Source organism: Desulfobacter sp., assembly GCA_028768545.1.
In the GTDB taxonomy this organism is placed as follows: Bacteria; Desulfobacterota; Desulfobacteria; order Desulfobacterales; family Desulfobacteraceae; genus Desulfobacter.
Window position 1 is genome coordinate 2,939,469 of sequence record CP054838.1, and the last position, 23,358, is coordinate 2,962,826.

Annotated in this window: 25 protein-coding genes, 1 tRNA gene and 2 pseudogenes; 15 read left to right on the forward strand and 13 right to left on the reverse strand. The window is 47.2% G+C overall.

The genetic code is table 11. The annotated features are described in order from the left end of the window. The first annotated feature begins 1,040 nt into the window (after positions 1-1,040). A complete protein-coding gene (locus tag HUN05_14260; protein WDP86144.1) occupies positions 1,041-1,298 on the forward strand; it encodes a hypothetical protein in 258 nt (85 codons plus the stop codon). A 49-nt stretch (positions 1,299-1,347) separates the two neighbouring features. Then, complete coding sequence (locus tag HUN05_14265; GenBank protein WDP86145.1) at positions 1,348-2,058, forward strand: IS6 family transposase; 711 nt, start codon at positions 1,348-1,350, stop codon at positions 2,056-2,058. 141 nt (positions 2,059-2,199) lie between these two features. On the opposite strand, the gene HUN05_14270 is transcribed toward HUN05_14265, so the two are convergent. Next, a complete protein-coding gene (locus tag HUN05_14270) occupies positions 2,200-2,475 on the reverse strand; it encodes a hypothetical protein (GenBank protein ID WDP86146.1) in 276 nt (91 codons plus the stop codon). 34 nt (positions 2,476-2,509) lie between these two features. On the opposite strand from HUN05_14270, the gene HUN05_14275 reads away from it, so the two are divergent. Next, complete coding sequence (locus tag HUN05_14275; protein ID WDP86147.1) at positions 2,510-3,721, forward strand: IS256 family transposase; 1,212 nt, start codon at positions 2,510-2,512, stop codon at positions 3,719-3,721. A 105-nt stretch (positions 3,722-3,826) separates the two neighbouring features. On the opposite strand, the gene HUN05_14280 is transcribed toward HUN05_14275, so the two are convergent. The 8 genes and pseudogenes from HUN05_14280 to HUN05_14315 all read right to left on the reverse strand — a co-directional run bounded on the left by HUN05_14280 (position 3,827) and on the right by HUN05_14315 (position 7,640). Then, a complete protein-coding gene (locus tag HUN05_14280) occupies positions 3,827-4,057 on the reverse strand; it encodes a hypothetical protein (protein ID WDP86148.1) in 231 nt (76 codons plus the stop codon). Next, complete coding sequence (locus HUN05_14285) at positions 4,054-4,254, reverse strand: hypothetical protein (protein ID WDP86149.1); 201 nt, start codon at positions 4,252-4,254, stop codon at positions 4,054-4,056. Before HUN05_14285 ends, HUN05_14280 begins: the two co-directional genes overlap by 4 nt. Further along, on the reverse strand, positions 4,241-4,447 hold the full coding sequence (locus HUN05_14290; GenBank protein WDP86150.1) for a TraR/DksA C4-type zinc finger protein: 207 nt from the start codon (positions 4,445-4,447) through the stop codon (positions 4,241-4,243). The genes HUN05_14285 and HUN05_14290 overlap by 14 nt, the downstream gene beginning before the upstream one ends. Beyond that, a complete protein-coding gene (locus HUN05_14295) occupies positions 4,448-4,897 on the reverse strand; it encodes a DUF2597 family protein (protein ID WDP86151.1) in 450 nt (149 codons plus the stop codon). 15 nt (positions 4,898-4,912) lie between these two features. Continuing rightward, positions 4,913-6,022, reverse strand: a pseudogene (locus tag HUN05_14300) (DUF2586 family protein). Between the two features lie 9 nt (positions 6,023-6,031). Next, the gene (locus tag HUN05_14305) at positions 6,032-6,727 is read right to left on the reverse strand and encodes a virion morphogenesis protein (GenBank protein ID WDP86152.1); all 696 of its coding nucleotides are present in this window, start codon (positions 6,725-6,727) and stop codon (positions 6,032-6,034) included. Continuing rightward, complete coding sequence (locus HUN05_14310) at positions 6,727-7,176, reverse strand: phage tail protein (GenBank protein ID WDP86153.1); 450 nt, start codon at positions 7,174-7,176, stop codon at positions 6,727-6,729. Before HUN05_14310 ends, HUN05_14305 begins: the two co-directional genes overlap by 1 nt. After that, positions 7,173-7,640, reverse strand: coding sequence for a head completion/stabilization protein (locus HUN05_14315; GenBank protein ID WDP86154.1), 468 nt, complete (start codon positions 7,638-7,640; stop codon positions 7,173-7,175). The genes HUN05_14310 and HUN05_14315 overlap by 4 nt, the downstream gene beginning before the upstream one ends. Positions 7,641-7,867: 227 nt before the next feature. On the opposite strand from HUN05_14315, the gene HUN05_14320 reads away from it, so the two are divergent. Together HUN05_14320 and HUN05_14325 are read left to right on the forward strand one after the other, a co-directional pair. Next, positions 7,868-8,167 (forward strand): type II toxin-antitoxin system RelE/ParE family toxin, encoded by a 300-nt coding sequence (locus HUN05_14320; GenBank protein ID WDP86155.1) that lies wholly within the window; start codon positions 7,868-7,870, stop codon positions 8,165-8,167. 3 nt (positions 8,168-8,170) lie between these two features. Continuing rightward, complete coding sequence (locus HUN05_14325) at positions 8,171-8,449, forward strand: putative addiction module antidote protein (GenBank protein WDP86156.1); 279 nt, start codon at positions 8,171-8,173, stop codon at positions 8,447-8,449. A 90-nt stretch (positions 8,450-8,539) separates the two neighbouring features. Here HUN05_14325 and HUN05_14330 read toward each other — a convergent pair whose 3' ends face one another. Genes HUN05_14330 through HUN05_14340 form a run of 3 tightly spaced genes read right to left on the reverse strand, consistent with a single transcriptional unit; the run spans position 8,540 to position 11,187 of the window. Continuing rightward, positions 8,540-9,223 carry a hypothetical protein gene (locus tag HUN05_14330; protein WDP86157.1) on the reverse strand — a complete coding sequence of 228 codons (684 nt, stop codon included), beginning with the start codon at positions 9,221-9,223 and terminating at the stop codon, positions 8,540-8,542. Positions 9,224-9,258: 35 nt separating this feature from the next. Beyond that, positions 9,259-10,290 carry a phage major capsid protein, P2 family gene (locus HUN05_14335; GenBank protein WDP86158.1) on the reverse strand — a complete coding sequence of 344 codons (1,032 nt, stop codon included), beginning with the start codon at positions 10,288-10,290 and terminating at the stop codon, positions 9,259-9,261. A 36-nt stretch (positions 10,291-10,326) separates the two neighbouring features. Then, positions 10,327-11,187: a GPO family capsid scaffolding protein gene (locus HUN05_14340; protein ID WDP86159.1), complete on the reverse strand. Its 861-nt coding sequence runs from the start codon at positions 11,185-11,187 to the stop codon at positions 10,327-10,329. A gap of 146 nt (positions 11,188-11,333) precedes the next feature. Between HUN05_14340 and HUN05_14345 the strand changes: the two are divergent. The 3 genes and pseudogenes from HUN05_14345 (at position 11,334) to HUN05_14355 (ending at position 14,388) form a co-directional block, all read left to right on the forward strand. Then, a pseudogene (locus HUN05_14345) lies at positions 11,334-13,073 on the forward strand (terminase). Between the two features lie 12 nt (positions 13,074-13,085). Then, on the forward strand, positions 13,086-14,102 hold the full coding sequence (locus HUN05_14350) for a phage portal protein (GenBank protein ID WDP86160.1): 1,017 nt from the start codon (positions 13,086-13,088) through the stop codon (positions 14,100-14,102). A gap of 31 nt (positions 14,103-14,133) precedes the next feature. Next, a complete protein-coding gene (locus HUN05_14355) occupies positions 14,134-14,388 on the forward strand; it encodes an ogr/Delta-like zinc finger family protein (protein WDP86161.1) in 255 nt (84 codons plus the stop codon). A gap of 775 nt (positions 14,389-15,163) precedes the next feature. Here HUN05_14355 and HUN05_14360 read toward each other — a convergent pair. Then, positions 15,164-15,239 (reverse strand) — tRNA-Lys (locus tag HUN05_14360). A 184-nt stretch (positions 15,240-15,423) separates the two neighbouring features. On the opposite strand from HUN05_14360, the gene hemL reads away from it, so the two are divergent. From hemL to ccsB, 7 genes are all read left to right on the forward strand, one after another. Further along, complete coding sequence (gene hemL, locus HUN05_14365; GenBank protein WDP86162.1) at positions 15,424-16,710, forward strand: glutamate-1-semialdehyde 2,1-aminomutase; 1,287 nt, start codon at positions 15,424-15,426, stop codon at positions 16,708-16,710. Next, positions 16,710-18,110: a UDP-N-acetylmuramate:L-alanyl-gamma-D-glutamyl-meso-diaminopimelate ligase gene (gene mpl, locus HUN05_14370; GenBank protein WDP86163.1), complete on the forward strand. Its 1,401-nt coding sequence runs from the start codon at positions 16,710-16,712 to the stop codon at positions 18,108-18,110. Before hemL ends, mpl begins: the two co-directional genes overlap by 1 nt. Then, positions 18,107-18,307, forward strand: a complete 201-nt coding sequence (locus HUN05_14375; protein ID WDP86164.1) for a hypothetical protein — start codon at positions 18,107-18,109, stop codon at positions 18,305-18,307. Before mpl ends, HUN05_14375 begins: the two co-directional genes overlap by 4 nt. Before the next feature lie 4 nt (positions 18,308-18,311). After that, entirely contained in the window at positions 18,312-18,743 is a 432-nt protein-coding gene (locus tag HUN05_14380; protein ID WDP86165.1) for a hemerythrin family protein, read from the forward strand. Between the two features lie 565 nt (positions 18,744-19,308). Then, on the forward strand, positions 19,309-21,063 hold the full coding sequence (gene recD / locus HUN05_14385) for an exodeoxyribonuclease V subunit alpha (protein WDP86166.1): 1,755 nt from the start codon (positions 19,309-19,311) through the stop codon (positions 21,061-21,063). A gap of 75 nt (positions 21,064-21,138) precedes the next feature. Continuing rightward, positions 21,139-22,464: a cytochrome c biogenesis protein ResB gene (locus HUN05_14390; GenBank protein ID WDP88074.1), complete on the forward strand. Its 1,326-nt coding sequence runs from the start codon at positions 21,139-21,141 to the stop codon at positions 22,462-22,464. A 5-nt stretch (positions 22,465-22,469) separates the two neighbouring features. Next, positions 22,470-23,303: a c-type cytochrome biogenesis protein CcsB gene (gene ccsB / locus HUN05_14395; protein ID WDP86167.1), complete on the forward strand. Its 834-nt coding sequence runs from the start codon at positions 22,470-22,472 to the stop codon at positions 23,301-23,303. The last annotated feature ends 55 nt before the right edge of the window (positions 23,304-23,358 follow it).

Consider the following 23,358-nt stretch of genomic DNA (forward strand, 5'->3'; position numbering starts at 1 on the left):
TTATTATTAAATAATAATTAGTACTCAGCTAAATTATAAGCGCTTTTACAGGGCATGAATCCAAATAAAAGGGAGGATATTTATGACATATCAATATGTTTTCTCTTCTGATCCCCTGCCCCCGACATATGATATGCCGCCATAATTTGAGCTTAGGACCTATAATCAAGAGTATGTCCTGTTAAATGGTTCGAACAGTTTCCGGTTGATCCGGTATTACCCTTTCCCTGGCACACGGTTTAAAAAAGGTCTGTGCCCTAACCCGGCGGGCACGGGCGGGTACTTCACCTAAAGCATTCCACCCGCACCCCCGCCTGATCTCCCTGGTAAACTTTAAAAGCTTTAAATTCTCCAAAAAAATTTTAGGACCTTAGACAAAACAAGGGGTTTTGAGAAATGGCAATCAGCAAATTTTAATAAACGGCGTTCGTAAACCAGGGTCTCCAGGCTGTGGCGGGGATGGCTTGCCAGCGGCGTGAGTACAAGCCGGATGTCAGGACGACAAATCCGGTTGTACGCCCGCTGTGTAGCGGATCAGGACGATCCGCAAAAGTTTAGCTGGATGTCCTCTTCGTTACGGCCGGGTTCAGGGTACTTTTTTCTTTTTAAAATCTTTTTAAAATCTTTTTAAAAACACTGGCAGGAATCAGCTATATCTCGAAAATTTTTTATTTGCCCAAAATCAGCTTTATCCGGTATAAAGTGTACTCTTCACTGGGAAGGCCTACCCCAATATGTTGTGGCCGAGGAAATTTTAAAGAAAGCAGTCAATCATAGACAAAGTGGACGCCCCCGATGCATGAATATTTTCAGCAATCGTTATACAGAATTATCAAGAAAACCTTGCAATAAGTTTGTTCAATGTATAGAGAAAGATTAAACGATCTTAATCTATGAGGTCTAAAATAACAGATCCTTATTTTTTCCTTCGTATGTTGTATTCTGTGGTTGAGAATTGAATGAATTCAACTGGAAACATGCGGCGTAATGAAAGGGAACTTTTCTATACTCTAAAAAGCCATTAACACTGGAGTGAGCCCATGAATAAGTTTAGAAAAATAAAAAATGCCATGACATTAATATTTACAAACCTACTGATACTTGCTCTCCTACCGACAATGGCGAGTGCTCAAGAAATGATAAGCCTTGCCGAAATGAAAGGAAACTTAGCTAAACTGGAGAATGAACTGTCATATTATCGCTACGTTATTCGAGAGAATGACGTAATGTGTTACGAAATTTACAAAGGAGATTACCAAGATAGAGAGATTTTGGGTTCTGTTGCAAAAAATTATTAATGTCTGATACAAGTCCGTTTTGGCACTAATTTATTTGCAGAGAGATAGTATGAAAAATGAAAACCCTTTCAAGTGGCGTCATTATGAAAAAGAAATCATCCTGTTGAATGTTCGCTGGTATCTGAGATATCAACTGAGTTACAGGAATCTGGAAGAGATGATGCAAGAACGGGGCTTGTCTGTGGATCACAGTACCATTTACCGATGGGTTCAGCGCTATGCTCCTGAAATGGAAAAGCGAAGCAGGAAGTATCTGCGGCAATCAAATGATTCTTACCGTATTGATGAAACATATATCAAGGTGCGGGGGAAAATGAAGTATCTTTACCGAGCGGTCGATTCCCGTGGAAATACCATCGATTTTCTTCTTCGCAGCAGACGTAATATGGAATCTGCCAAACGATTTTTTAAAAAGATGCTGCGAGCTTCCAATAGCTCCAGACCTCGGGTTCTGAGTGTTGACGGAAATCCTGCATATCCTCCGGCTGTAAAGGCTTTGAAAGAAAAAAAGCTTCTGAATAAGGACTGTATCCTAAGACAGAATAAATATCTGAACAATATTATTGAGCAAGACCACCGGTTTATCAAAAAGCTTGTCAGAGCTGGTATGGGGTTCAAGACATTTCATTCTGCCTGGCGGACGCTAAAAGGCTATGAAATTATGAACATGATCAGAAAAGGACAAGTTAAAAATATCAGGAAGGGAGAAATTTTAAAGCAGAAAGAATTCGTCGAAAATCTGTTTTCTTATGCTGCGTAAATTTTACGCCTGAACGATCTCTTTGTCCTGGAAATCTTTTTTGCAACAGAACCGTTTTCCGCTCCTGCCATCCTTTAATGGGTTCTTTGACCAGGTCCACGGCTCCGGAGAATAATCCGGTCAGGGCTGAATACCAGGCCATCAGATCACCTCCCTGATTTCCAGTTCAAAAGAAGATGTGGTACCGGCCCTGTTCAAAAAGTTTTTAAAGGTGACTCCTGAATTCAGCACGGCCCGGTTCCCAGTAAGTTTGCCGAAATACTGACCCAGGAGCACACAGCCCCGGGTGTGTTTTACCAGATTCCCGGGATGGATCAGAACATGGGTCCGGTTGGGCACGCCCGTAATCTCAAAGGTATCCCCGTATTTGGGGCTGATTTTTCGAGGGCGTTCAAAATTCTGTGTCAGTTGAATCAAAGCTGATATACTCAGCTAAATAAGGAGAACTGACATGACCGAAGACAACACCGAATTTGATTTTCAAAAAGCTCTTAAAGGTATTCAGGAAGGTAAACCCTTCACAGGTAAGGGCGGCGTCCTTACATCATTAATCAAAAATCTTGCTGAAGCTGCTCTTGAAGGAGAGTTGGAGTCCCATCTCGGACAGGAAATTTCTGCCAACCGCCGTAATGGAAAAAGCAGAAAGACCATTAAGTCCCTGGATGGTAAATTTGAGCTAAAAACCCCGCGTGACAGGGCCGGAACCTTCTCTCCACAGATCGTCAAAAAACATCAGACAACGCTCAGCGATGAAATTGAAAGAAAGATAATAGCCCTTTACGGCCTGGGCATGAGTTATAATGATATGGCTTCCCATTTACAGGAAATCTATGGACTTGAGATTTCAAATGCCACTCTGAGCACCATTACCGATAAAATCATCCATACCGTCAAAGAATGGCAGGCCAGGCCGTTGGAAAATGTGTACCCAATCGTATGGCTTGATGCCATACATTATAAAGTACGAGAAAACGGAAAGGTCGGCAGCAAAGCCGTTTACACAATTCTTGGGGTGAATATCGAGGGCCGCAAAGAGGTTCTTGGGCTGTACATATCCGAGAATGAGGGTGCGAACTTCTGGCTGCAGGTGTTAACAGACCTTTCAAACCGAGGGGTAAAAGATATCCTGATTGCCTGTGTTGATGGTCTAAAAGGTTTTCCCGAGGCCATTGAGACCATATTCCCGGACACAGAAGTTCAACTCTGCGTAGTCCACCAGATCCGAAATTCATTGAAATACGTTGGTTCCAAAAATAAAAAGGAATTTATGGCAGATCTAAAACGTGTTTATAAAGCGGTCAATAAGGATCTGGCCGAAGAAGAACTGGATATCTTGGAAAATAAATGGAATGACAAATACCCGATTGTGATAAAATCCTGGCGGAACAACTGGGAACGCCTCAGTCATTTCTTTAAATATCCAGAAGAGATTCGACGGATAATATACACCACAAATACCATTGAGGCTGTGCATCGACAGTTTCGAAAACTGACCAAAACAAAGGGATCATTCCCGAACCAGGACAGCCTGTTAAAGCTGCTTTACATGGGGATCCAGAACGCCAGTAAAAAATGGACAATGCCGATTCAAAATTGGTCACTGACAATTTCCCAGTTGGCAATTTTCTTTGAAGGCCGGCTGGATAAAGAGCTGGGAATTTGATAGGGATTTATTTACAGATGGAAAAGATGGTTCCAGGAACTCCGCTCCAGCAAAAGCCAACTCCTCCGACGTGGCAGATTGAAGGCCCATTCTCGGACCTGGCTTTTACTTCCGCTGGCGCCGAGACAGATCCGGGAACCGAAACCGTGACACAGAATTCTGAACATTCCCGATTTTTCGGATGGCAGTATAATGACCGCAGGGAATGCAGGACAGGTTCTGGCGGTTGCCTATGTTAGGCGGTTCCAGGGTGCAGCAAAACGCCTGGCCGTCCAGGACCAGGACACCCAGGGTGCCCTGGTCGGATTCTTCAACTCTGATAAGACGCGCTTTCATGGGTGTTTGCTCTCCTTTTCATACTCAATCTTCTTGAGTTTTGAATTGTAATAGACCAGCTTGAACTGGAATATGAGTACGGCCAGGGCCATGACGGAAGCAACCTTGTCCAGGTGGGCCAAAAGTCCCATGGCGCAGGTGATTAAAAATTGAAGCCCGGGCTTCATGGAATCGAATATTTGTTCAAGTCCTTTCATTTTCCAATTCCTTTTGGCAATTGATACACAGCCGGCAACCGGGAACAGCCCGACGGCGGGCCAATGAAATCGGTTCTTCACAATTTTGGCAGTGTTCTTGCCCAGGGCCGGCAGCAATGGCAGCCCGGGCACTGGCAATGGCCAGGGCCCGGTGATGCGCTTCAATATTTTGTGCCCGGTCCAGGATATCCATTTACACCAAGCCTTCCGTGCGATCCTTGGCCAGGTATGGTACGCCGTTGATCCGGACAAAATCCGGGCTGGTCACTTCAAAAGAAATCTTGGTAACGGATTTTTTATCGCTGGTGGGGTCGTATTCCACAATGTCGGACAGGTTGAGCAAACACCCGAAGGCCTCCACTTTCTCTTCCTCCTGGGTGCCTTTGGCAAAAAAGAGCAGATCAACCGGTTCGATCTCCTGCCATAATCCTTTGGTTTTTGCCTCCTGGGAGAGAATGGCCATGGAAGCGGCATCCAATTCAATGTCTCCGGATGCGCCCACCTCACCATCCACATATCCGTTGGGCACACCTCCGTCCTTGACTGCCTTGCGGGCATCTTCAATGGACAGGGAGGCTTTTTCCGCCCGCAGGCGAAAATCCCCCATGGTAAAAGAAAAACTGCTGTTACTGACTCGTTTCATATTGAAAAGCCTCCTTTATTCGCCTGTTGAAAGATCCAGGGCAAGGTTTACGGTGATGTCCTTGGGACAATTATAGGGCCGGACCATGATGTAAATTTCCACGGTGTTTTTATCCATCCAGACAATTTCAATGGCATCGTCGGAAGGCGGGTGGATCTCACCGGGAAATGTTCGGCCTAGGATGGTCACGCTCTTTGCAATGGCTCTTAAAGGCCGCATGAAATAGGACTTGTTTTCGGCAATGGAAACAGGTGTGGAGTTCAATCTGCGGTCACCAATACGGGCAACGGCCAGGGGATATACCCTGCGCATGGCCTTTTGAACCACCCGCAGATTTTCTACCACCTGGAAATAACCGCTCGGCACATCCAGCATATTGCAGTCCCCCTAATAGGTGCCCGGATAATCCGGATACCACTGGGGCACTGAGAATCTGTTGGTGTCCAGCTCTTTTAAGTGGGCCAGGGTGATGGCAACTTGATCTTTGTCCGTGGGTTTTGCCCCCCAGGTGCCGGCCATTGTCCCTGTGGCCACCCGCATGGGTGTATCTGCAATGGTGACGGATCTGTCACACAAACGACCGGCAAGGGCTCCCAGGTCATGGCCCCAAAGATAGGGGACCACACACACCTGGTCCGCAGCCACGCCTTCTGTGATCGGTTTGATTGCTGCAATGTAGGCGGCCCAGGTTTCTGTGTCCTCGGGCCCCCGGACTCCGGCCATGAAAAAAACAGGCCTCATGTATTGGGCCATGATTGATCTGCCCTTGGTCTGCATGGCTTCCAGATCGGTTTTGGCGGCAACCGGATCCACAAGCACAATGGCTTCGCAGGTGGTGACCGTCATGGCAAAATCCACGGCAGCGGCCCATGCTGTAGCATCTGCAATGGGCATGACCCCGGCTGACCAGTTCTGCCCGGCATTGACCCTGGCAGCTTCAACCTGGGTTTTTAATACGGATTCAGCTTCGCCCAGAGCCACATCAAGATCTGTTTCTACTCCGACAGCAAGGACGCTGTCCATATTGGTAGCGCCAACTCCGATGAACAGGAAACGGCATTCTATTTCAGGCAGCGGCCCCTGCATCAGGTTCAGGCGGTTAATTTGTACGGTTCCAAGAGACATGGGTTCTCCTTATATTTTATTGATTTCCCGCAGGGCATTGGTTGCCATTGCAGTCAAATAGGTATTGGCTTGTTCCGGGGTGGCTCCTAATATGGGGCGGGCAGGCACCTTGATTTCCCAACCCTGTTTTCCCTTGCGCGTCCCTGTTCTCATGAGCCTTAAAATCAGACCAGCCTGGCCCAGGCTCATATTGTCCCGGATCCACTTTTGGGAAACCCGCTTCAGGGTGGCTTTGCCTTTTCCACGTTTTCTGGCCACTGGCCTGCGGAATCCTTCCTTGTTCAGGGCCTTGGCCTGTTTCGGCGTGGCAGGTTTTGAGTAATCCGGCACTCCGTTTTGTCGGGCTGCTTTTTTGGCGGTGTATTTTTCCGGTACCCCATGGTGGTGCCGATCGGCCAGCTTGGCTTTGGCAGGATTTTTCCAGGTGACCATTGCCCTGTCAGTGCCTATAATCCGGGTGACCATGCCCTTGGCCATTTTGCCCATCATCCGTTTTCTCTTTTTGCCGGCCCTGGGCTCCATGGCAGCGCCTGTCACGGTCTGCTGTTTTCTGATATTGGTCCGCATATCTTTTCGGGTCTGCTTGGAGATTTCCTTTAAAAGGCGTTTGCGCCGGGCAGGGGGCATGGTCAGGACATCAATCTGATCCGCCAGGCGAAGGCGGGATCTTTTATCCGTATCTATGGAGATATCAGGCAGAGCCATCAGCGCTTATCCAGTTTGTCCAGTACCGTTGCCGTGTCCACGGGCACATCATCCACACGCCATTTTTTACCATTCCAGGAAATGGGGTCGGTGGGATCCTCCACAATGATCAGGGCCTCATCAAACTCTACAGAAATCTGGACAGACACGGTCTGCTCATCTTCCATGGTCACATCCACATCAGGATCGGCAAGTTCCAGCAGGTCCCGGTCAGGATCATTTTCAGAAAGCCAGATCAACAGGAAAGAAAGCAACTGGCCGGCAATGGATGCAGGGCACCGTTCCATGGAGATCACTGCATCATACCTGAATCGTCCGATTTCAAATCCATTGCCCAGGTCCTGGCCCGTAGGGATCAGCTTGCCCAGATCGGCAAACGCCTCCATCTGGTCCCGTGTGACCCCGGGCAGGGTTTCAAGGTTCTGTGCAAGGCCGGCCAGTTTTTTCATAGCGACTCCGCATGGATTTTGGGTTTGTCCTGAAGGGTGTTCAAGGCATCCATGGCAAAGGAATGCCATTTGTCTGCGGTTTCGTCAGATTCTTTGGCATCATTGATTGCATCAGATTTGCGCATCATGGTGGGATAATCAGCCAGGAGAAGGGCTTTTGCATGGCAGCTGACCGCTCTCGTATAGAAAAGGACCAGGGGACTTCCCCATGCCGGGCTCTCACCCACCGGCACATCACTCAGGGAAGTAACCCCGGCTGCCTCCTGCTGCTGCCTCCATAGCCTCAGCTGATCATTGGCCCAGATCATGGCAAGCTTTAAGCGATCCTCCACCATTGTTTCCCGGTATTCTCCGGGCAGGCGGTATCCAGCTGCAAAATCTTTCAGATTTAAATCCGGCCAGAAGGGTGAATTTTGCACCGTTTTGGCCGGATCAATATTATATGAAAATGCGGTAAAGCTCATGACCTCTCCTTAAAATATCATGTAAACAACTTCAGCATAGAGGGGGCTTTCCACTCTGTACACGAAAGCCATTCCGTTTTTCGCGTTATCGGAATAAAAAGGGGGTGTTTGAAAGAATGAAACAAAAAAGGCCGGGGGATTTGCCCGACAATTTTTTTTGGCACAGGGTGGGTTAACGTGTCAACTCAATCATTGACAATTTGTTTCCTGTAGGATACATTGTCTACATGGCATATACACTTGAAATCACCAAACACTATGACAAATGGTTCCGCAAGCTCAAGGATTCTTTGGTAAGAATTAAGATCCTGGCCCGCCTCAGTCGGGTAGAGAATGGCAATTTTGGAGATTGCAAGCAACTGGGCACAGATCTTTTTGAGTTACGCTTCTTTTTCGGGGCAGGCTTCAGGATCTATTACACGATTAAAGACGCTCGGATTGTCCTTTTGCTGGTGGGCGGGGACAAATCAAGCCAGCAAAAAGACATAGACAAAGCCGAAGCGCTTTTGAAACAAATGGAGGAATAATCCATGACCTTAGAAACTAAACCTTTTGATATTGCAGAGCACCTGAAGACCCCTGAAGCGATCCGCGCTTTTTTGCAGGAAGTGTTGGACACCGGGGATGAATCAGACTTTATCCATGCCTTGAGCACCGCAGCTCGGGCCATGGGCATGACCGAGGTCGCAAAAAAAGCCGGTGTTACCCGGGCCAGTCTGTATAAGTCTCTGACCCAGGGTGGAAACCCTAGGTTTGCCACCATCAGTAAGGTAACAAAGGCCCTCGGGTGTAGGCTGGCTCTGGCCTAAAATATTGAAAAAGCCGGCCCCCGCCTGGAAAGCGGTCTCAAAAAGATAAACGGCTTTCCGGCAGGATCGGCCGGCGGGGTGGGAGCTGGGTTATTTATTTTCTGCTGCGGCCGCTGCTTTTTTAGCCGCCCGGGTAAGCCAGGTTTTTACCTTGGCCCCGTACTCTTCAGCATATTCAAATTCAATGATTGCCTGTTTCCAATCTTCTTTTGAAAGGGCAATCAAGCCTCTCAGCCTAAAAAGCCTGGCCCGGATCTGATCCACAATGTCCCAATTTTCGGCCAGGTCACACACCTGGGTAAAATAGGGTTCACAACTTCGGCCAGCTTCATGCTCGGTTTCTGCCCATTCCACAATGGTGTCACACAGATAGGTGGTAAGATCCCGTTTGAACCGTTCCGGCATGGATACTTCATGCTCAATGCAGTAAAGGGCAAGCTCCATAGCGGCGGGAATATCCTTAATATCAAAAATCCAGACCAGGATTTGACCCAACAGGGGATGGTCAGAGCCTGATGCCGTGAGGCTTTTCACCAGGGGCATGTACTTGGGCACCAGGTGGGACGCTTTTTCGGTTTCTTTTTGTTTTATGCTTTTGATCATTCCCAGGGCTTCCAGGTCATTTGCCAGTTCTTTTTCAAACTTGGTTATGGCCTGCTGTTTACCGATGCTATTGCCCGGCATGCTGCCCACGACCTTAAATCCGCCTTGGGCCTCATTGCCGTATTCAGGGTCTTTCTTTTTCTTTTGCTGGAATTGTGCCATCAAACTCATGTTGTGATCTCCGGGTTCGGGTTAAGGTTTACAGGTTATGCCCAGGTTGTGCCGTCCGCCTGGAGGAGCTTCACGTTCTTGAATTCCAGGCCCACAAATTTTTCCGGGGTTTCAACCACATAACCTTCGTTCCGGCTGTTGTAATCTTCCACCCGGTCTTTTTTAGGTGCATCAACGATGCGCCGGCGCCAGGAGCCGGACTGATGATAAATGGACAGATTCTTCAGGCTGGTGATGACAAGGCCGCGTCCCGGGAAATTGGTGGGGGTCATCCAGGGCAGACCGCCGAATAGAGTCAGAGACGTGTTGGCCAGGGTTTTTTCCGTGGGCTTTTGGCCCAGAGACTGGAAAAGTGCAATCTGCTCTGCTGCCACAAGCTTACTGCCGGCCAGGGTAATCAGGTCGCTTCGTAAAAACACAGGAATCCCCTGCAAAAGGTCAATAACCGCATGGTCCAGGTTTACAAAATCACCACCGGCACCGATACGGACCTGTCCAGCTTCCTTTGTGCCTGCTGTCAGGATGTTTGCTGCATGGTTGGCCCTCATATACTGGATCCATCCGATATTAACGTCCTGCATCAAGGGATTGGCTTCAAGGTCAGTATCAGCCTCCGCTGTCTCACCGTACCAGCCGATGGTGGTGCGGTCCTTGGCAATGCGCTCCTGAACATAACCGGTATACCGGTCAGCCAGATCCGGGAACTTGGCCCAGGAATCCATAGTTTCATAATCCAGGTAAACATCGGAATCGGTCTTGTACAGCTTATATCCTGCCTCATCCAGGCCAAGCACGTTTTTAGGTTCCCTTTCCTTGCCCGGGGTGCTGGTATTGGTCCTGCCTGAAACAGGGCTGGATGCACTGCCAAAAACTCTTTTGCCTTCCATTTCATCAACGGGGACAATATTGATCAGGGGCAGGAAAGTGTCTTTTTCCACAATCTTGTCCTGGAGTTTTTGTTCAATGGTCGGTGTGGCAGCAAATGTTTTTCCTACACTGACAACGCCATATCCCTTGGCAATCCGCTGGCCCATCTGGTCAAACTTCTGTCTGGTCAAATCTTTCATGGTGGTTTCTCTCCTTATGATCGGGTCAACCAGACCCTATATAATTCCGTCCTGATCGTCAGCCGGCTGGGTGGTATCTGAAAATTGAGTGCCTGCAGGTGTTTTTTCGATTCTGGCAATAATCTGGTCGAATTTTCCGGTCAGGGCATCAAGGCGGGTTTTCAGTTCTGCAAACTGGTTGTCTGCTGCAGGGGCAGGGGGGGCGGTATCCGTGTCAGGGGTATCTGCCCCGTCTCCTTTATCAGAAGTTTGTCCGGATACGAAATTATTAATGGAATCAGCCACACCGGTCATGGTCTGCTGAAGTCCCGCAATGGCTTCTTTGAATTCTTTTAACTGTTGTTCGTCCATGGGCTCCTCTTTTTTTTCTGGTTTATTTGTTTTAGAAAAGATCATTGCCAGCTTGCGCATAAAGCTTTCCACCTGTTTGTCATCATCCGGCTCCCGCAGATCCGGCACAACTTCACCTGGGTAACGGGCGGTAAAGGTCCGGCCGGAGATTTTGGAAAACCGCATTTCATCGGTGCCAAGGCTGGCAGGGGAGTCTGTCATGCCCAGGCCAGTGAGATAGCACTTGCCGGTTTTGGCGAAATCCTCTGTGGGTTCAATGGAAAAATGCAGATGCTCTTCCCATACCTGGTTCATTTGCAGCAGGGGTCGGGTCGGGCTGATCTTGGCATAAAGCCTGACCAGATCCCCATCCTGTTCGGCTTTAAGTTCCCGGACAGATCCATAGGAGGCATACCGCATGTGGTCGATCCACAGCTTGGCCGTATAAACATCCGGATCATAGTTTTCTGCCATGTCTGTAAGCCAGTCGGCCTTGATAAACCGTCCGTCAACAGTCTCTCCGGATTGGGCTATGCGTTTCCAGCCTGTGACGAGAGAAGCGGGCATGATGATCTCCTTTAAATGATTGATTGAACTTAAATAATTCCATCATAAAAGGGGAATTCCTCCCTGTACACGAAAGCCATTCCGATTTTCGCGTTATCGGAATGCAACCTCACCAGGCGCTTGGGAAATATTGATATTGTTGGGTCATGAGCCATTACCCCCCTGAAATAAAAGACGCTGCAAAAGGTCTTTACCTGCGCCGTCATAAACCAAAAGAGATATCTGAACTCCTGGGAACTCCCTTGCGTACGATCTATGACTGGAGAACAAAAGGCGGCTGGGATGATCTTTTATCCCATGAGACTGTAGAAGGTTCCATGGCAAGGCGTTTGGCCCTGCTGGCAGAAAAAGAAACTAAAACAGAAATGGACCTGGCTGAAATAAGAAGCCTGACCGATTCTCTGGTTCGCCTCCGGGCAGGTAGAAACCAGCAGCCCAAAGGAGAGGGGAACGGACAACAGGGGAAAGGGAAACGATCAGGCAAACGGTCCAATACCCGTAAGAAAAAAAATGATGTAACCGGCATCAAAGCAGTTGATTTCAAGGAGAAGCTGCACAAGCATTATTTTGAATACCAGATGGCCCTGAGGGAAGCACGGCTCCATCGTATGCGCATGCTGCTCAAAGCCCGGCAGATTGGAGCCACCTGGTATTTTGCCCAGGAGGCTTTTGAAGATGCTGCTCTGGAAGGCCGGAATAAAATCTTTTTATCCGCCACCCGGGCCCAGGCTGAAACCTTCAGGCGGTACATTGTTTCCATTGCCCAGCAGCATTTTGATATTGAGCTCAAGGGAAATCCCATTATCCTGCACACGGCCAAGGGCCCGGCTGAACTTCATTTTTTGTCCAACAATTCCAAATCTGCCCAGAGTTACCATGGTGACGTATATATGGATGAGTTCTTCTGGATCATGGGATTTAATGAACTCTACAAGGTGGCCTCGGGCATGGCAGCCCATAAGAAATGGAGAAAAACTCTTTTTTCCACTCCGTCTGCTGTTACCCATGAAGCCTATGATCTATGGACCGGCGACCGGTATAACCAGAGATTTAGAAAGAAACGGGTGGAATTCCCAGGTTTTAAGCAGATGCAGTCCGGTATCCTCTGCCCCGATAATTCATACCGCAGGATCATCACCCTGGACGATGCGGAAAAAGGCGGGTGTGATCTCTTTGACCGATCCCAGCTCCTCCTGGAATACAGCCCCTCAGAATTTAAAAATTTATTTTTGTGCTAATTTGTGGATGACACCTTCGGCGTGTTCAGGTTTGCCTATCTGGAAGAGTGCGCAGCCGACATCAGCCAATGGAGGGATATTGATTTTAATGCCCCAAGGCCTGTGGGCAATTATCCGGTTTGGGCTGGGTATGATCCAAGCCGTTCCCGGGATGATGCAAGTTTTGTGATCCTGATGCCACCATTGAAACCAGGCGGAAAGTTCCGTGTGATTGCAAGGTATAAATGGGTGGATAAAAGTTTTCCCTGGCAGGCTGCAGAAATTAAAAAACTCTGCCAGCGTTATAATTTTAGCTATATGGGCATTGATGTTACAGGCCCGGGCATGGGTGTCTTTGATACGGTGAAAAACTTTTATCCCCAGGCCACCCCCATCCATTATTCAATCTCAAGCAAAACCCACATGGTGTTAAAGGCCCAGGAAGTGATAGGGGCAAACCGGCTTCTCTGGAATGCTGATGAAACCACCATTGCCCATGCTTTTTTAACCATCCGCAAAATTATGACCGGGGGCGGCCAGATCACCTATGCCGCAAATCGAACCAACACCACAGGCCACGCCGATGTTGCATGGGCAATTATGCACGCCCTTGCCAATGAACCCATCAGCCACGACCAGATATCATCTGCCACCGTGGAATGTCTTTAAGGAGAGGTAAGAATGAAAGAAAAACAGGAAAAAAACCAGATGCAAACCGACTCAACCGGAGCCACCGCCTTTTCCTTTGGGGATCCGGAGCCTGTCCTTGACAGCCACCTGACCGATTATATCGGCACCTGGCTTTGTGATAATGGCAGTTATTACAGCACACCGGTATCCTTGTCCGGCCTTGCAAGACTCAGGGGAGCCAATGCTTACCATGGCCCCTTGCTGGAGTTCAAAACCAACATGATCCTTCGGGTTTTTGTGGGATCTTCGGCCTGCTCCTGGTCTGAAATGCAGCCCTTTACCACGGATTATGTCACTTTCATGAATGAGTATTTTCAGAAGATTTACAATATTCTGGGGGAGGTCATAGCGGTAAAACATCTGCCGGCCATTAATATGCGCAGGATGAAAGAACCAAATAGATACTGCATGCTCAATGCAGATGGATCAAGAATTGAATTTAAAACAGGGGAGGTCATCCACATTAAAAACTATGATGTGGCCCAGACCATTTACGGTATCCCCTCATACCTGGGCGCTATCCAGTCCATGCTGTTAAATGAAGATGCCACCTTGTTCCGCCGTCGTTATTATCTCAATGGTGCCCATGTGGGCTATATCTTTTATTCGGCAGCGGCCAACCTGGGAGAAAATGAAAAAAACTCCATCAGGGATGCTGTAAAGTCGGCAAAAAAGTTGGGTAACTTCCGCAACCTTTTCCTTCATATCCCCAATGGCCGGGAAAAGGATGTCCAGATCCTGCCGGTGGGAGACTTTTCGACCAAAGATGAACTGCAAAAAATTAAAAATATTTCCAGGGATGATATCATCGCGGCCCACCGGATTCCCCCGGCCCTGGCCAGCATCGTTCCGGCCGAGGCAAGAGGCGGTTATGGAGACATGACAAAGGCAGATCAAGTCTATGAAAAAAATGAAATCAAACCCCTGCGAAAACACCCGATGCAAATCAATGAAGATCTGCCACAGGACAGGCGTATATCCTTTGACTCACCTGAATATTCAGAGTAAAATAGAGGGGAGAAAAACAAGGGAAATGTCTATGAAAATTAAGTGTAATCGGTGCGGATTTAAAGCAGTTATCAGTTCAAGTTCGGAAGAATCAGAGCAGGTGAAAAAACTCTATTGCTGCTGCAAAAATCCCAATTGCGGCCATACCTTTGTCATGGACCTGGCTTTCTCCCATACCTTGAGCCCGTCTGCCCTGGACATTCCAGAAGAGATTTTGACCAAAATTCACAGTGCCACCCGGATGGAACAGCAACGGCTTTTTAAAAGCCTTTCTCCTGCACGCTAATCCTATAATTGTCTTTGTTTTATCTTAATTCTGTACATATTTAATTCAACAAGGATGATCTCGGACAAATTAGGGGTACCCCCCCCTCTCTAAAAAAAAGGTGATAAGGTGATGAAGAGTTAAAATTGAGGTCTAACCTTATGATATAATAAAAAAAGTGTTTTGTCTAAAGGGTGAGGATTTGGTGATAGAAGGTGATGGAAAAAGTGATGTGTTATGATTACAGGTACTTATATATTTAAAAAAAGAGATAAAAAAAAGTGATGTCATCACCCTTCATCACCTTTTTAGGTTGTATCGAACTGACTAAAATTATTAAGTATTCCTTTTGTTTTTTTGTTTTCATCACCTTATCACCTTTTTTTCAGAGGGGGGTGGGTAGGTAAAAAAGTTTTTTCTCCGCGCATGCATGCGCACACGTGTGTGCTACGATTATACAATATTATGTTAGATGGTTATGTGAGACAGGTCCCTTGGATACATATAAATGGGTTAATGCAATCAAAAGTTTTTACAGGCTTGCATTGCAGTCTGTTTTCCCTATTTTTTTAAAGAAACAAGGTATGAATTTTATTGCCCCTTCTTTTTTATTAGGAAAGAACTTCAGATATTTTTAAGTAAATTGGCAGCACCATTATTTCCTCTGATTTTTTACAACAAGAGTTACAACAACCTGTTGTAAATTCAGTCTATATGTGCCAGATTGTGTCTGGATATGGTTCAAGAAGCAAAAAGGCCGAAACGCCCTTTAAGAGCGAATCGGCCTTTAGTTTCATGGTGGGTCGTCAGGGGATCGAACCCGGGACCTACTGATTAAGAGTCAGTTGCTCTACCAATTGAGCTAACGACCCATGAAATTATCGCCAGGAAAATACCAGTGATTCTCTGGGATGTCAATGGTTTTTTGGTCTGGTTTTTTTAAGAGGGCAACAAAGCAGTTGATCTTTTAATCCTGAGTTTGATATATTGCAGTGTTTTGGAAACTGAATCAAAATTGATCATAATATATAAAATGGATATTTAAGGAACAATCAAATGGGACTGACTAAATCCAAGGATTTGTTTGAGGCGGCTAAGTATTTGATTCCAGGCGGGGTGAATTCTCCTGTGAGGGCCTGCGGCTCGGTTGGCGGGGAACCTGTTTTTATTGACAGAGGAGAGCAAAGCCGGCTTTTTGATGCGGACGGTAATGCCTATATTGATTATGTGCTTTCCTGGGGGCCTTTGATCCTCGGCCATAGGCCGCCCCAAGTTGTTGAGGCCTTAAAGCAGGTGCTTGAAACAGGCACCAGTTTTGGTGCACCCACCGCCCTTGAAAATGATTTGGCAACCCTTGTGACGGAGATGGTGGATTCCGTGGACATGGTGAGGATGGTTAATTCCGGAACTGAAGCCACCATGAGTGCCATCCGTTTGGCCCGTGGATTTACAGGCCGGGATCTGATTGTGAAATTTGACGGGTGTTACCACGGTCATGCCGATACCCTTCTTGTGGCGGCAGGATCCGGTGTTGCCACCTTGGGTATTCCCGGAAGCCCGGGAGTTCCCAAGGATGTGATCAAAAACACATTGTCCCTGGCCTATAATGATGTAGAAGGATTTGAAAAACTCATGGCCGAGAAAGGGGATCAGATCGCCTGTGTTATCCTGGAACCTGTGGCCGGCAATATGGGTATGGTCCGTGCCCGGCAGGCGTTTTTGGAGAGTCTGCGGACCTTGACTGAAAAACACGGCAGCCTTTTGATTTTTGATGAAGTCATGACCGGGTTCCGGGTCGGGGGCAGGGCATGTGCCCAGGGGTATTTTAAGATCACCCCGGATCTGAGCTGTTTTGGCAAGGTGATTGGGGGAGGGCTGCCCGTGGGGGCCTACGGGGGAAAAAGAGAGATTATGGAACAGATTGCACCGGTGGGATCGATTTACCAGGCCGGTACCCTGTCAGGCAATCCTCTGGCCATGGCCGCAGGTATTGCAACATTGAACGCCTTAAAGCAAGATTCAATCTATGAAGATTTGGACCGGAGAACCGATATGCTGGTCAAAGGACTGAACCAGGCTGCGGCCGATGCCGATATTCCGTTTCAGGCAGATCATATCGGGTCCATGGCAGGGTTTTTCTTTACCGATCAGGCCGTGTTTAATTTTGAGGATGCCAAAACATCTGATCTGGATCGGTTTGCCAGATTTTACAGGGGCATGCTGGCCAAAGGCATCTACCTTGCCCCGTCCCAGTTTGAGGCCTGTTTTGTTTCTGCCGCCCATAGTGATGCAGATATTGAAAAGACCCTTGTTGCGGCAAGGGAAGTTATGGCAGCGCTTTGATGAAAGATTCAATTCGCCATATTCATCTCACGGCGGCCTGCGGTACCGGCATGGGCACCCTGGCCTGTATTCTTAAAAAAATGGGGTACAAGGTCACAGGATCAGACCAAAATGTTTATCCGCCCATGAGTGATTTTCTTGAAGAAAACGGAATCAGGCTTTTTTCAGGATTTAGTTCGTCTAATATTTCAAGAAATCCGGCCCCGGATCTTGTGATCATCGGTAATGCCGTGAGCCGGGACAATCCAGAAGCCTCTGCCGTGCTGGAGCAAGGCATTCCCTATATGTCCATGCCCCAGGCCGTGAATCATTTTATTGCCAAGGATAAAAAAATTATCCTGGTCACAGGAACCCACGGCAAGACCACAACCTCTTCGATCATGGCCCACCTGCTTGAAACAGCGGGACTCTCCCCCTCGTTTATGGTGGGAGGGATTTTAAAGGATTTTAATTCAAGCTTTCAGATTGGGTCAGGCCAATACATGGTGATTGAAGGGGATGAGTATGATACCGCCTTTTTTGATAAGGGCCCCAAGTTTATGCATTATGATCCTGAGATCACCATCATGACCGGGATTGAGTTTGACCATGCAGATATATTTACGGACCTGGACCATATCTGCCGCGTGTTTGAGGCCTTTGTTTTAAAAATCAAAGAGACCAGTACCATTATTGCCTGCAATGAAAGCCCGACCCTGATCCGGGTATTGGCAGAGGCTGGTGCATCTGCTCTTACCTACGGAGATCAAGGGGATATAGAGATAGATGACCATGGGACTTGCGGCCAGAGGACCAGGGCGCGGATCAAGGCAAATGATGGGGATATTCTTGTGGATACCCCCATGCAGGGACGGCATAATCTTCTGAATGCCTCCGCCTGTATTGCGGCCGCAAGAAAGCTTGATATCAGCGATGAAAAAATAGCACAGGGCCTGGCCTCTTTTTCCGGTGTTAAACGCAGGCAGGAGATCAGGGGGATCCAAAAGGGCATTACCGTGATGGATGATTTTGCCCACCATCCTTCTGCGGTCAGGGAAACCATTGCAGCGGTAAAACCCTTTTATTCCAAGGGCCGTGTTATTGCCGTGTTTGAACCCCGGACCAATACGAGCATGCGCAATATTTTTCAAAAAGAATACCCCCGGGCGTTTACCGGGGCCGATATGGTTATTATCTGTAATCCCTGCGTCAAAAAGAGTATACCTGAAGATCAGCGGTTTTCAACGGCCCGGCTGGCCCATGACATTGAGACATTAGGTACCAGGGCCGGTCATTTCGAAACCGTGGACCAGGTCATTGAATTTTTAACCCCCCAATTAAAAGATAAGGATTTGGTTCTGATCATGTCCAACGGCGGATTTGGGAATATCCATGAACGGCTTTTGGAGAAAATTGGGTGAAAAAGGTGGGGTTAAGAATTATCGGCATCGGTGTTTTTCATATGGTTTTGTACGCTTACCTGGTTCCCTTTGTGATTTATCCAAAATTTGGGAACCAAGGCATGACCTTTGCCTTTGTATTGGCTGTGATTGTTTCCATCACGGTCCTGGGAACTTTGTGGATTGGTAAAGATAAAAATAAGAATAAAGGAGAATAGGCAAATGGCCAATAAGATAGAGTGGGAAGAAAAGTTTAGTGTGGATATTCCGGAACTGGATGAATGCCAGAAAGCGTTATTTGAAAAGTTTAATGCACTCATTGACCTAAAAGCTGAGAATGCAGATGCCAAGGCTGTGATCAACATGATTTCGGAGATCAATGATTTTAGTAAAATGTATTTTTCAAAAGAAGAAAAAATGCTGAGGACAAAAAAGTACCCAGACCTGGAAACCCATGCAAAGGCCCATCGGCAATTCATTAAAAACGCCATCAGCATGCGGCGGGAAATTGCTGAGGATATCAACAACCTGACCATGGAAGCCCTTGTCCAGCAACGGGACTGGCTGGTGGATCATATCCAGACAAGTGACTGCCTTTATGTCCCTTTTTTAAGGATTCATCAATACATTGACGGGACCCAGAAGAAAAATTAAAGTGATCTGTCACAAGTGACGATATCTAAGTTAGGTTTAAGAAATAGTTAAACACTAAATTTAGGTGTGTGAAGATCATGGTATTTGACTACAAAATATTACCCATACAAAAAGAAACCTTAGATTCTCCCAGCGAGATCCGCGGCTTTTCTGAAAGGCGGAAAACCGTTACCCGCAAGCTTAAAAGAGAGAGACGTAAATCCAAACTTGACAGACGAAAAGGTGTAAGAGACGGTGTCATTGTCAGTCTCTCTTTTAAGAGCAACCGGCGCAGGGGCGGTGATCGTAGGCATAAGGCGGGAAATCGCAGGCAAGCCGTCCCCGGTAATGGGTTTAAGATTTAAAATGGTTGAAAAGACTTTTTTTTGTATTTCATGTCCCAGGCAATTTAGAAAACTGCCCCGGCAGGATTGGAAGTCGGGGGTCTAAGTTCCTTTCTCTTTTTTTTTGTTTTTTTGACTTTCAGATAAGACCACCCCAAAAAAAAATATACAAATTTAAGCAACCCCCTTTTGATCCCTGCCAGCCCCTTTCTTTTTGGATCAAAGGTTGGTAAAAAAGAGCCATGGCTGATTATTTTCTATCCGACCTTGATATGCTTCATGACCAGGGCGTGTTCTCCCATTTGGATTATTATTTTGCAAAGACCATGGCAGATATTTTTAAACCTGTGTCTCCTTTGGCGATTCTGTCGGCTGCCCTGGTTTCAAAAGCCCTGGGCCAGGGCCACATCTGCTTGAACCTTAAATTATCCGCGCAATTAGAACTTGGCCAGGGTGAGGCGGCACAGGTCTGTTTGCCCGAATTAGACCCGTGGATCGAGGTGCTTACCCATGAAAAGATGGTGGGAAAAGAACCTGAAGTTCAGACCCCAAAAACCGGAACGGTCCTTGATTGGGTCCGCAGGGTTCCTTTAATTCTGGACAGGGATAACAATCTGTATCTTTCCAAGTATTATGATTTTCAGTATCGTTTGATCCGCAATCTCTACGCCCGTGTGTCCACAAATTCTTTTGCAAAGGACAAGAAGGATATTTCAGATTGGGTGGAGCGTTTTTTCCCGGAAAAAGTGCCAGGAACAGACGGGCAGAAAACCGCAATCCTAAAAGCATTGACCCATAGGTTCCTGGTGATTTCAGGCGGTCCCGGCACAGGTAAAACCCATATCACCAATATTATCACAGCCGTTTTAAGGCAAAGGGCAGAACAAAAAAAAGAGCCCGAGCCCTGTATACGTTGCCTTGCCCCCACAGGCAAGGCTGCGGCCAGATTAAACCAGGGCATAACCATTCATGCGGCCCTTAAACCCAAGCCCGATGGGGTCGGGTTTATACACAATCGGGAGAATCTTTTAAAAGCGGATATGGTGATCATTGATGAGGCCTCCATGATTGATATTGCCCTGATGACCCGTTTGATGGAGGCGATCCCTTTGGATTGCCGTGTGGTGCTGTTAGGAGATAAACATCAGCTTTCCCCGGTTCAGGCCGGAGCCGTGTTTACCGATATCTGTGAAGTTGAATCCATGGCCGGTTTTCGTGTTTTTTTATCCCATAATTTCAGGTCCAAAGGACGGTCCGGAATCGAAAAGCTGGCCCGGGCCGTAAGTCAAAACGATTCAACCTCTTTGAAGCAAATTCTTTGCTCCCAAAAATATCCAGACGTTGTGTTTGAAAATACAAAAGAGATATCCAAGGGCCAGACCATTTTAGAAAAACACATATCCCAAGGGTATCAGGACCTGTCTTCTGCCATGACCCTGGACCAGGCCCTGGACCGGATGGATAATTTCAGGGTGTTGTGCGCCCACAACCTTGGAGATGACGGAACATTACAAATTAATCATCTTTGCGAAAAGATTTTACGACCTGCCATGGAAAATGATATAAAGGTCCCGTTTTTTAAGCGGATTGTGATGGTAAATCAAAATGATTACCATAAAGGGTTGTTTAACGGGGATACCGGTATTGTATGGGAAGAAAGCTTAAAATCTCTGGCCGGTTTTAAAGGGACGGATCAGGAAATTCAAAAGTTCAGGATTTTAGATCTTCCCTCCCATGATCCAGCCTTTGCCGTCACCATCCATAAAAGCCAGGGATCGGAATTTGATACGGTGCTCATCCTGATCCCCGAGAAAATATCACCTGTGGTGACCCGGCAATTGCTCTATACTGGAATTACCCGGGCCAGGAAAAAAGCCGTGGTCATGGGGCGGCTGGATGTGATTTTGAACGCCATGGATATGCCTTTTGAGAGCAGATCTAATGTGGTTGCCAAGCTTGACCGTAAGCTGGGTAACAAAGAAGGATCAGGTTTTTGACACGGGTGAACACACCCAAAGATAAACGAAAGAGAGATTTTGAAAAAACAAGAGAATTTTGCCAACCAGGTCTGGATGTTTTTTGCATCAGTTAAGCTTACGGTTTACACCCTGGTACTTTTGGCGCTGACATCCATTATCGGAACCGTTGTTTTACAAAACGGCAGTCCCCGGGCATATGTAAATCTTTACGGCCAGGGCATGTATAATTTGATCCAGGTGCTGAAACTCGACAATATGTACCAGGCGTGGTGGTATCTGTTGTTGATGCTGGTGCTGTGCATTAATATTGTGGTCTGCTCAATTGATCGGCTGTCTAAAACCTGGAAGATTATTTTCCCGGACAAGATAAAGGTCAATCCCAAGCGATTTAACGGCCTGAAAAATAAACAGGAATTTGAGTCCGACCAGGACCTGTCACAGCTTTTGCCTTCTTATCAAAAGGTGTTGTCCCGTCAAATGGGGGCGGTGATAGAGCATAAGACAGAACAGGGCCTGGTGCTTTACGGAGAAAAGGGGAGATGGAGCCGGCTCGGGGTCTATGTGGTTCATGCCAGTGTGCTTTTACTTTTGGCCGGGGCCTTGTTCGGGGCCTTGTTCGGATTCAAGGCGAGTCTGAGGCTGGATGAGGGCAAGTCTGCGGATACCGTGCTTGATTCATCCACAAGGATGCCCATCAAGCTACCCTTTGCCATCCGTTGCAACGAGTTTGAAGTAAAGTTCTATGATACCGGGGCCCCGGATGAGTTCAGGTCCAATCTGACGATCATAGAGGATGGAAAACAAAGTTTTACAAAGGATATCCGGGTCAATTACCCTTTAAGGTACAAAGGGATTAATATTTTTCAGTCCTCCTATGGTACGGCCCTTCCCAATGAGGCCGAGTTTGAGATCAAGGACAATCTCACCCAGGAAAGCGTTGTTCATACGGTTAAAAAGGGTCAGAGCGTGGCCTTGCCCCAGGATCTTGGCACCTTCACCTTTGAGGGGTTTTTGCCCCATTTTGATTTCAGAGGACACAATTTGGGTGAGGCCTTTGTCGGTCGGGTGGCGCCAAAGGACAAACAAAGTGTCCAGATCGTGATGCCCACTAAATTTCCCACCTTTGACAAGATGAGAAAAGGACAGTTCTCCGTGACGGTCAAAGATTTTCATCAGGCCTATTATACCGGTCTTCAGGTGACCAAGGATCCGGGTGTCTGGTATGTGTATTCAGGCTTTATTCTGATGATCATCGGCTGCTGGATCACCTTTTTTCTCTCCCATCAGTCCGTATGTATCGGACTTGAAAAGAGAGACACCGGCCGTGTCCGGGTCTGGGTTGCCGGCAAAGCCAACAGAAATACCCATGCCATGACATTGAAAATAAAGAAATTTGCAACCCAATTAAAGGAAATTTAAGGCCCATGAACTCTTCTTTACTTTTATCCGCAGCAACATTTATTTATGCCCTGGCATCGGTGTTCTATATCGGATCATTTTCATTCAAAAAAAAGGTGCTTGCCAAATTAGGGGTATGGGTTATTGTGATCGGGTTGGTGGCCAATACAGGGGGAATCCTTTTAAGATGGGTGGAGTCTTACCAGATGGGATACGGCCATGCCCCTTTTTCCAACATGTACGAATCTCTGGTCTTTTTTTCCTGGACCGTGGCGGCCCTGTATATTTTTGTTGAATTCAAGTACAGGGAAAGCATTATCGGGGTGTTTGTCTCTCCTTTAATCTTTCTGGCCATTGCCTATGCCTCTTTTGATCCCTCGATCTCTTCAAAGATCAGCCCCTTGATTCCTGCCTTGAAGTCCAATTGGCTCATTGCCCATGTGATCACCTGCTTTTTAGGATATGCAGGCTTTGCCCTGGCATTCGGGTTCAGCTTTATGTATTTTATCAAACCCAAGGATCCCGATGGGGTGTCCATATTTGCCCGGCTGCCGGACTGGGAAATCATTGATGAGATGACCTATCAGATGATTGTATTCGGGTTTTTATTTTTAACCATCGGTATTATCACAGGGGCGGTTTGGGCCAATTCTGCCTGGGGCAAATACTGGTCCTGGGATCCCAAGGAAACCTGGTCCTTGATCACCTGGTTTGTTTATGCCATTTTTCTTCATCTAAGGTTGATGAGGGGATGGCAGGGCAGAAATCTTGCCCTTGTTTCCATTATCGGGTTTGTGGCGGTTCTTTTTACCTATTTTGGAGTGAATTACCTGCTTTCCGGACTTCATAGTTATGGATAGACTTTAAAAAAGAAGCAAAACATATTTTTTATGGGCTTGACCCGGCCTTGTCCTT

Coding starts and splice junctions, on each gene's coding strand:
- HUN05_14325 (WDP86156.1), top strand. CDS start 8,171: ATGACCTTAGAAACTAAACCTTTTGATATTGCAGAGCACCTGAAGACC.
- hemL (WDP86162.1), top strand. CDS start 15,424: ATGGGACTGACTAAATCCAAGGATTTGTTTGAGGCGGCTAAGTATTTG.
- HUN05_14275 (WDP86147.1), top strand. CDS start 2,510: ATGACCGAAGACAACACCGAATTTGATTTTCAAAAAGCTCTTAAAGGT.
- HUN05_14340 (WDP86159.1), bottom strand. CDS start 11,187: ATGCCCGCTTCTCTCGTCACAGGCTGGAAACGCATAGCCCAATCCGGA.
- HUN05_14260 (WDP86144.1), top strand. CDS start 1,041: ATGAATAAGTTTAGAAAAATAAAAAATGCCATGACATTAATATTTACA.
- HUN05_14290 (WDP86150.1), bottom strand. CDS start 4,447: ATGGATATCCTGGACCGGGCACAAAATATTGAAGCGCATCACCGGGCC.
- HUN05_14330 (WDP86157.1), bottom strand. CDS start 9,223: ATGAGTTTGATGGCACAATTCCAGCAAAAGAAAAAGAAAGACCCTGAA.
- HUN05_14310 (WDP86153.1), bottom strand. CDS start 7,176: ATGAAAAAACTGGCCGGCCTTGCACAGAACCTTGAAACCCTGCCCGGG.
- HUN05_14380 (WDP86165.1), top strand. CDS start 18,312: ATGGCCAATAAGATAGAGTGGGAAGAAAAGTTTAGTGTGGATATTCCG.
- HUN05_14285 (WDP86149.1), bottom strand. CDS start 4,254: ATGAAAGGACTTGAACAAATATTCGATTCCATGAAGCCCGGGCTTCAA.
- HUN05_14390 (WDP88074.1), top strand. CDS start 21,139: ATGTTTTTTGCATCAGTTAAGCTTACGGTTTACACCCTGGTACTTTTG.
- recD (WDP86166.1), top strand. CDS start 19,309: ATGGCTGATTATTTTCTATCCGACCTTGATATGCTTCATGACCAGGGC.
- mpl (WDP86163.1), top strand. CDS start 16,710: ATGAAAGATTCAATTCGCCATATTCATCTCACGGCGGCCTGCGGTACC.
- ccsB (WDP86167.1), top strand. CDS start 22,470: ATGAACTCTTCTTTACTTTTATCCGCAGCAACATTTATTTATGCCCTG.
- HUN05_14350 (WDP86160.1), top strand. CDS start 13,086: ATGAAAGAAAAACAGGAAAAAAACCAGATGCAAACCGACTCAACCGGA.
- HUN05_14295 (WDP86151.1), bottom strand. CDS start 4,897: ATGAAACGAGTCAGTAACAGCAGTTTTTCTTTTACCATGGGGGATTTT.
- HUN05_14335 (WDP86158.1), bottom strand. CDS start 10,290: ATGAAAGATTTGACCAGACAGAAGTTTGACCAGATGGGCCAGCGGATT.
- HUN05_14305 (WDP86152.1), bottom strand. CDS start 6,727: ATGGCTCTGCCTGATATCTCCATAGATACGGATAAAAGATCCCGCCTT.
- HUN05_14355 (WDP86161.1), top strand. CDS start 14,134: ATGAAAATTAAGTGTAATCGGTGCGGATTTAAAGCAGTTATCAGTTCA.
- HUN05_14315 (WDP86154.1), bottom strand. CDS start 7,640: ATGAGCTTTACCGCATTTTCATATAATATTGATCCGGCCAAAACGGTG.
- HUN05_14320 (WDP86155.1), top strand. CDS start 7,868: ATGGCATATACACTTGAAATCACCAAACACTATGACAAATGGTTCCGC.
- HUN05_14265 (WDP86145.1), top strand. CDS start 1,348: ATGAAAAATGAAAACCCTTTCAAGTGGCGTCATTATGAAAAAGAAATC.
- HUN05_14280 (WDP86148.1), bottom strand. CDS start 4,057: ATGAAAGCGCGTCTTATCAGAGTTGAAGAATCCGACCAGGGCACCCTG.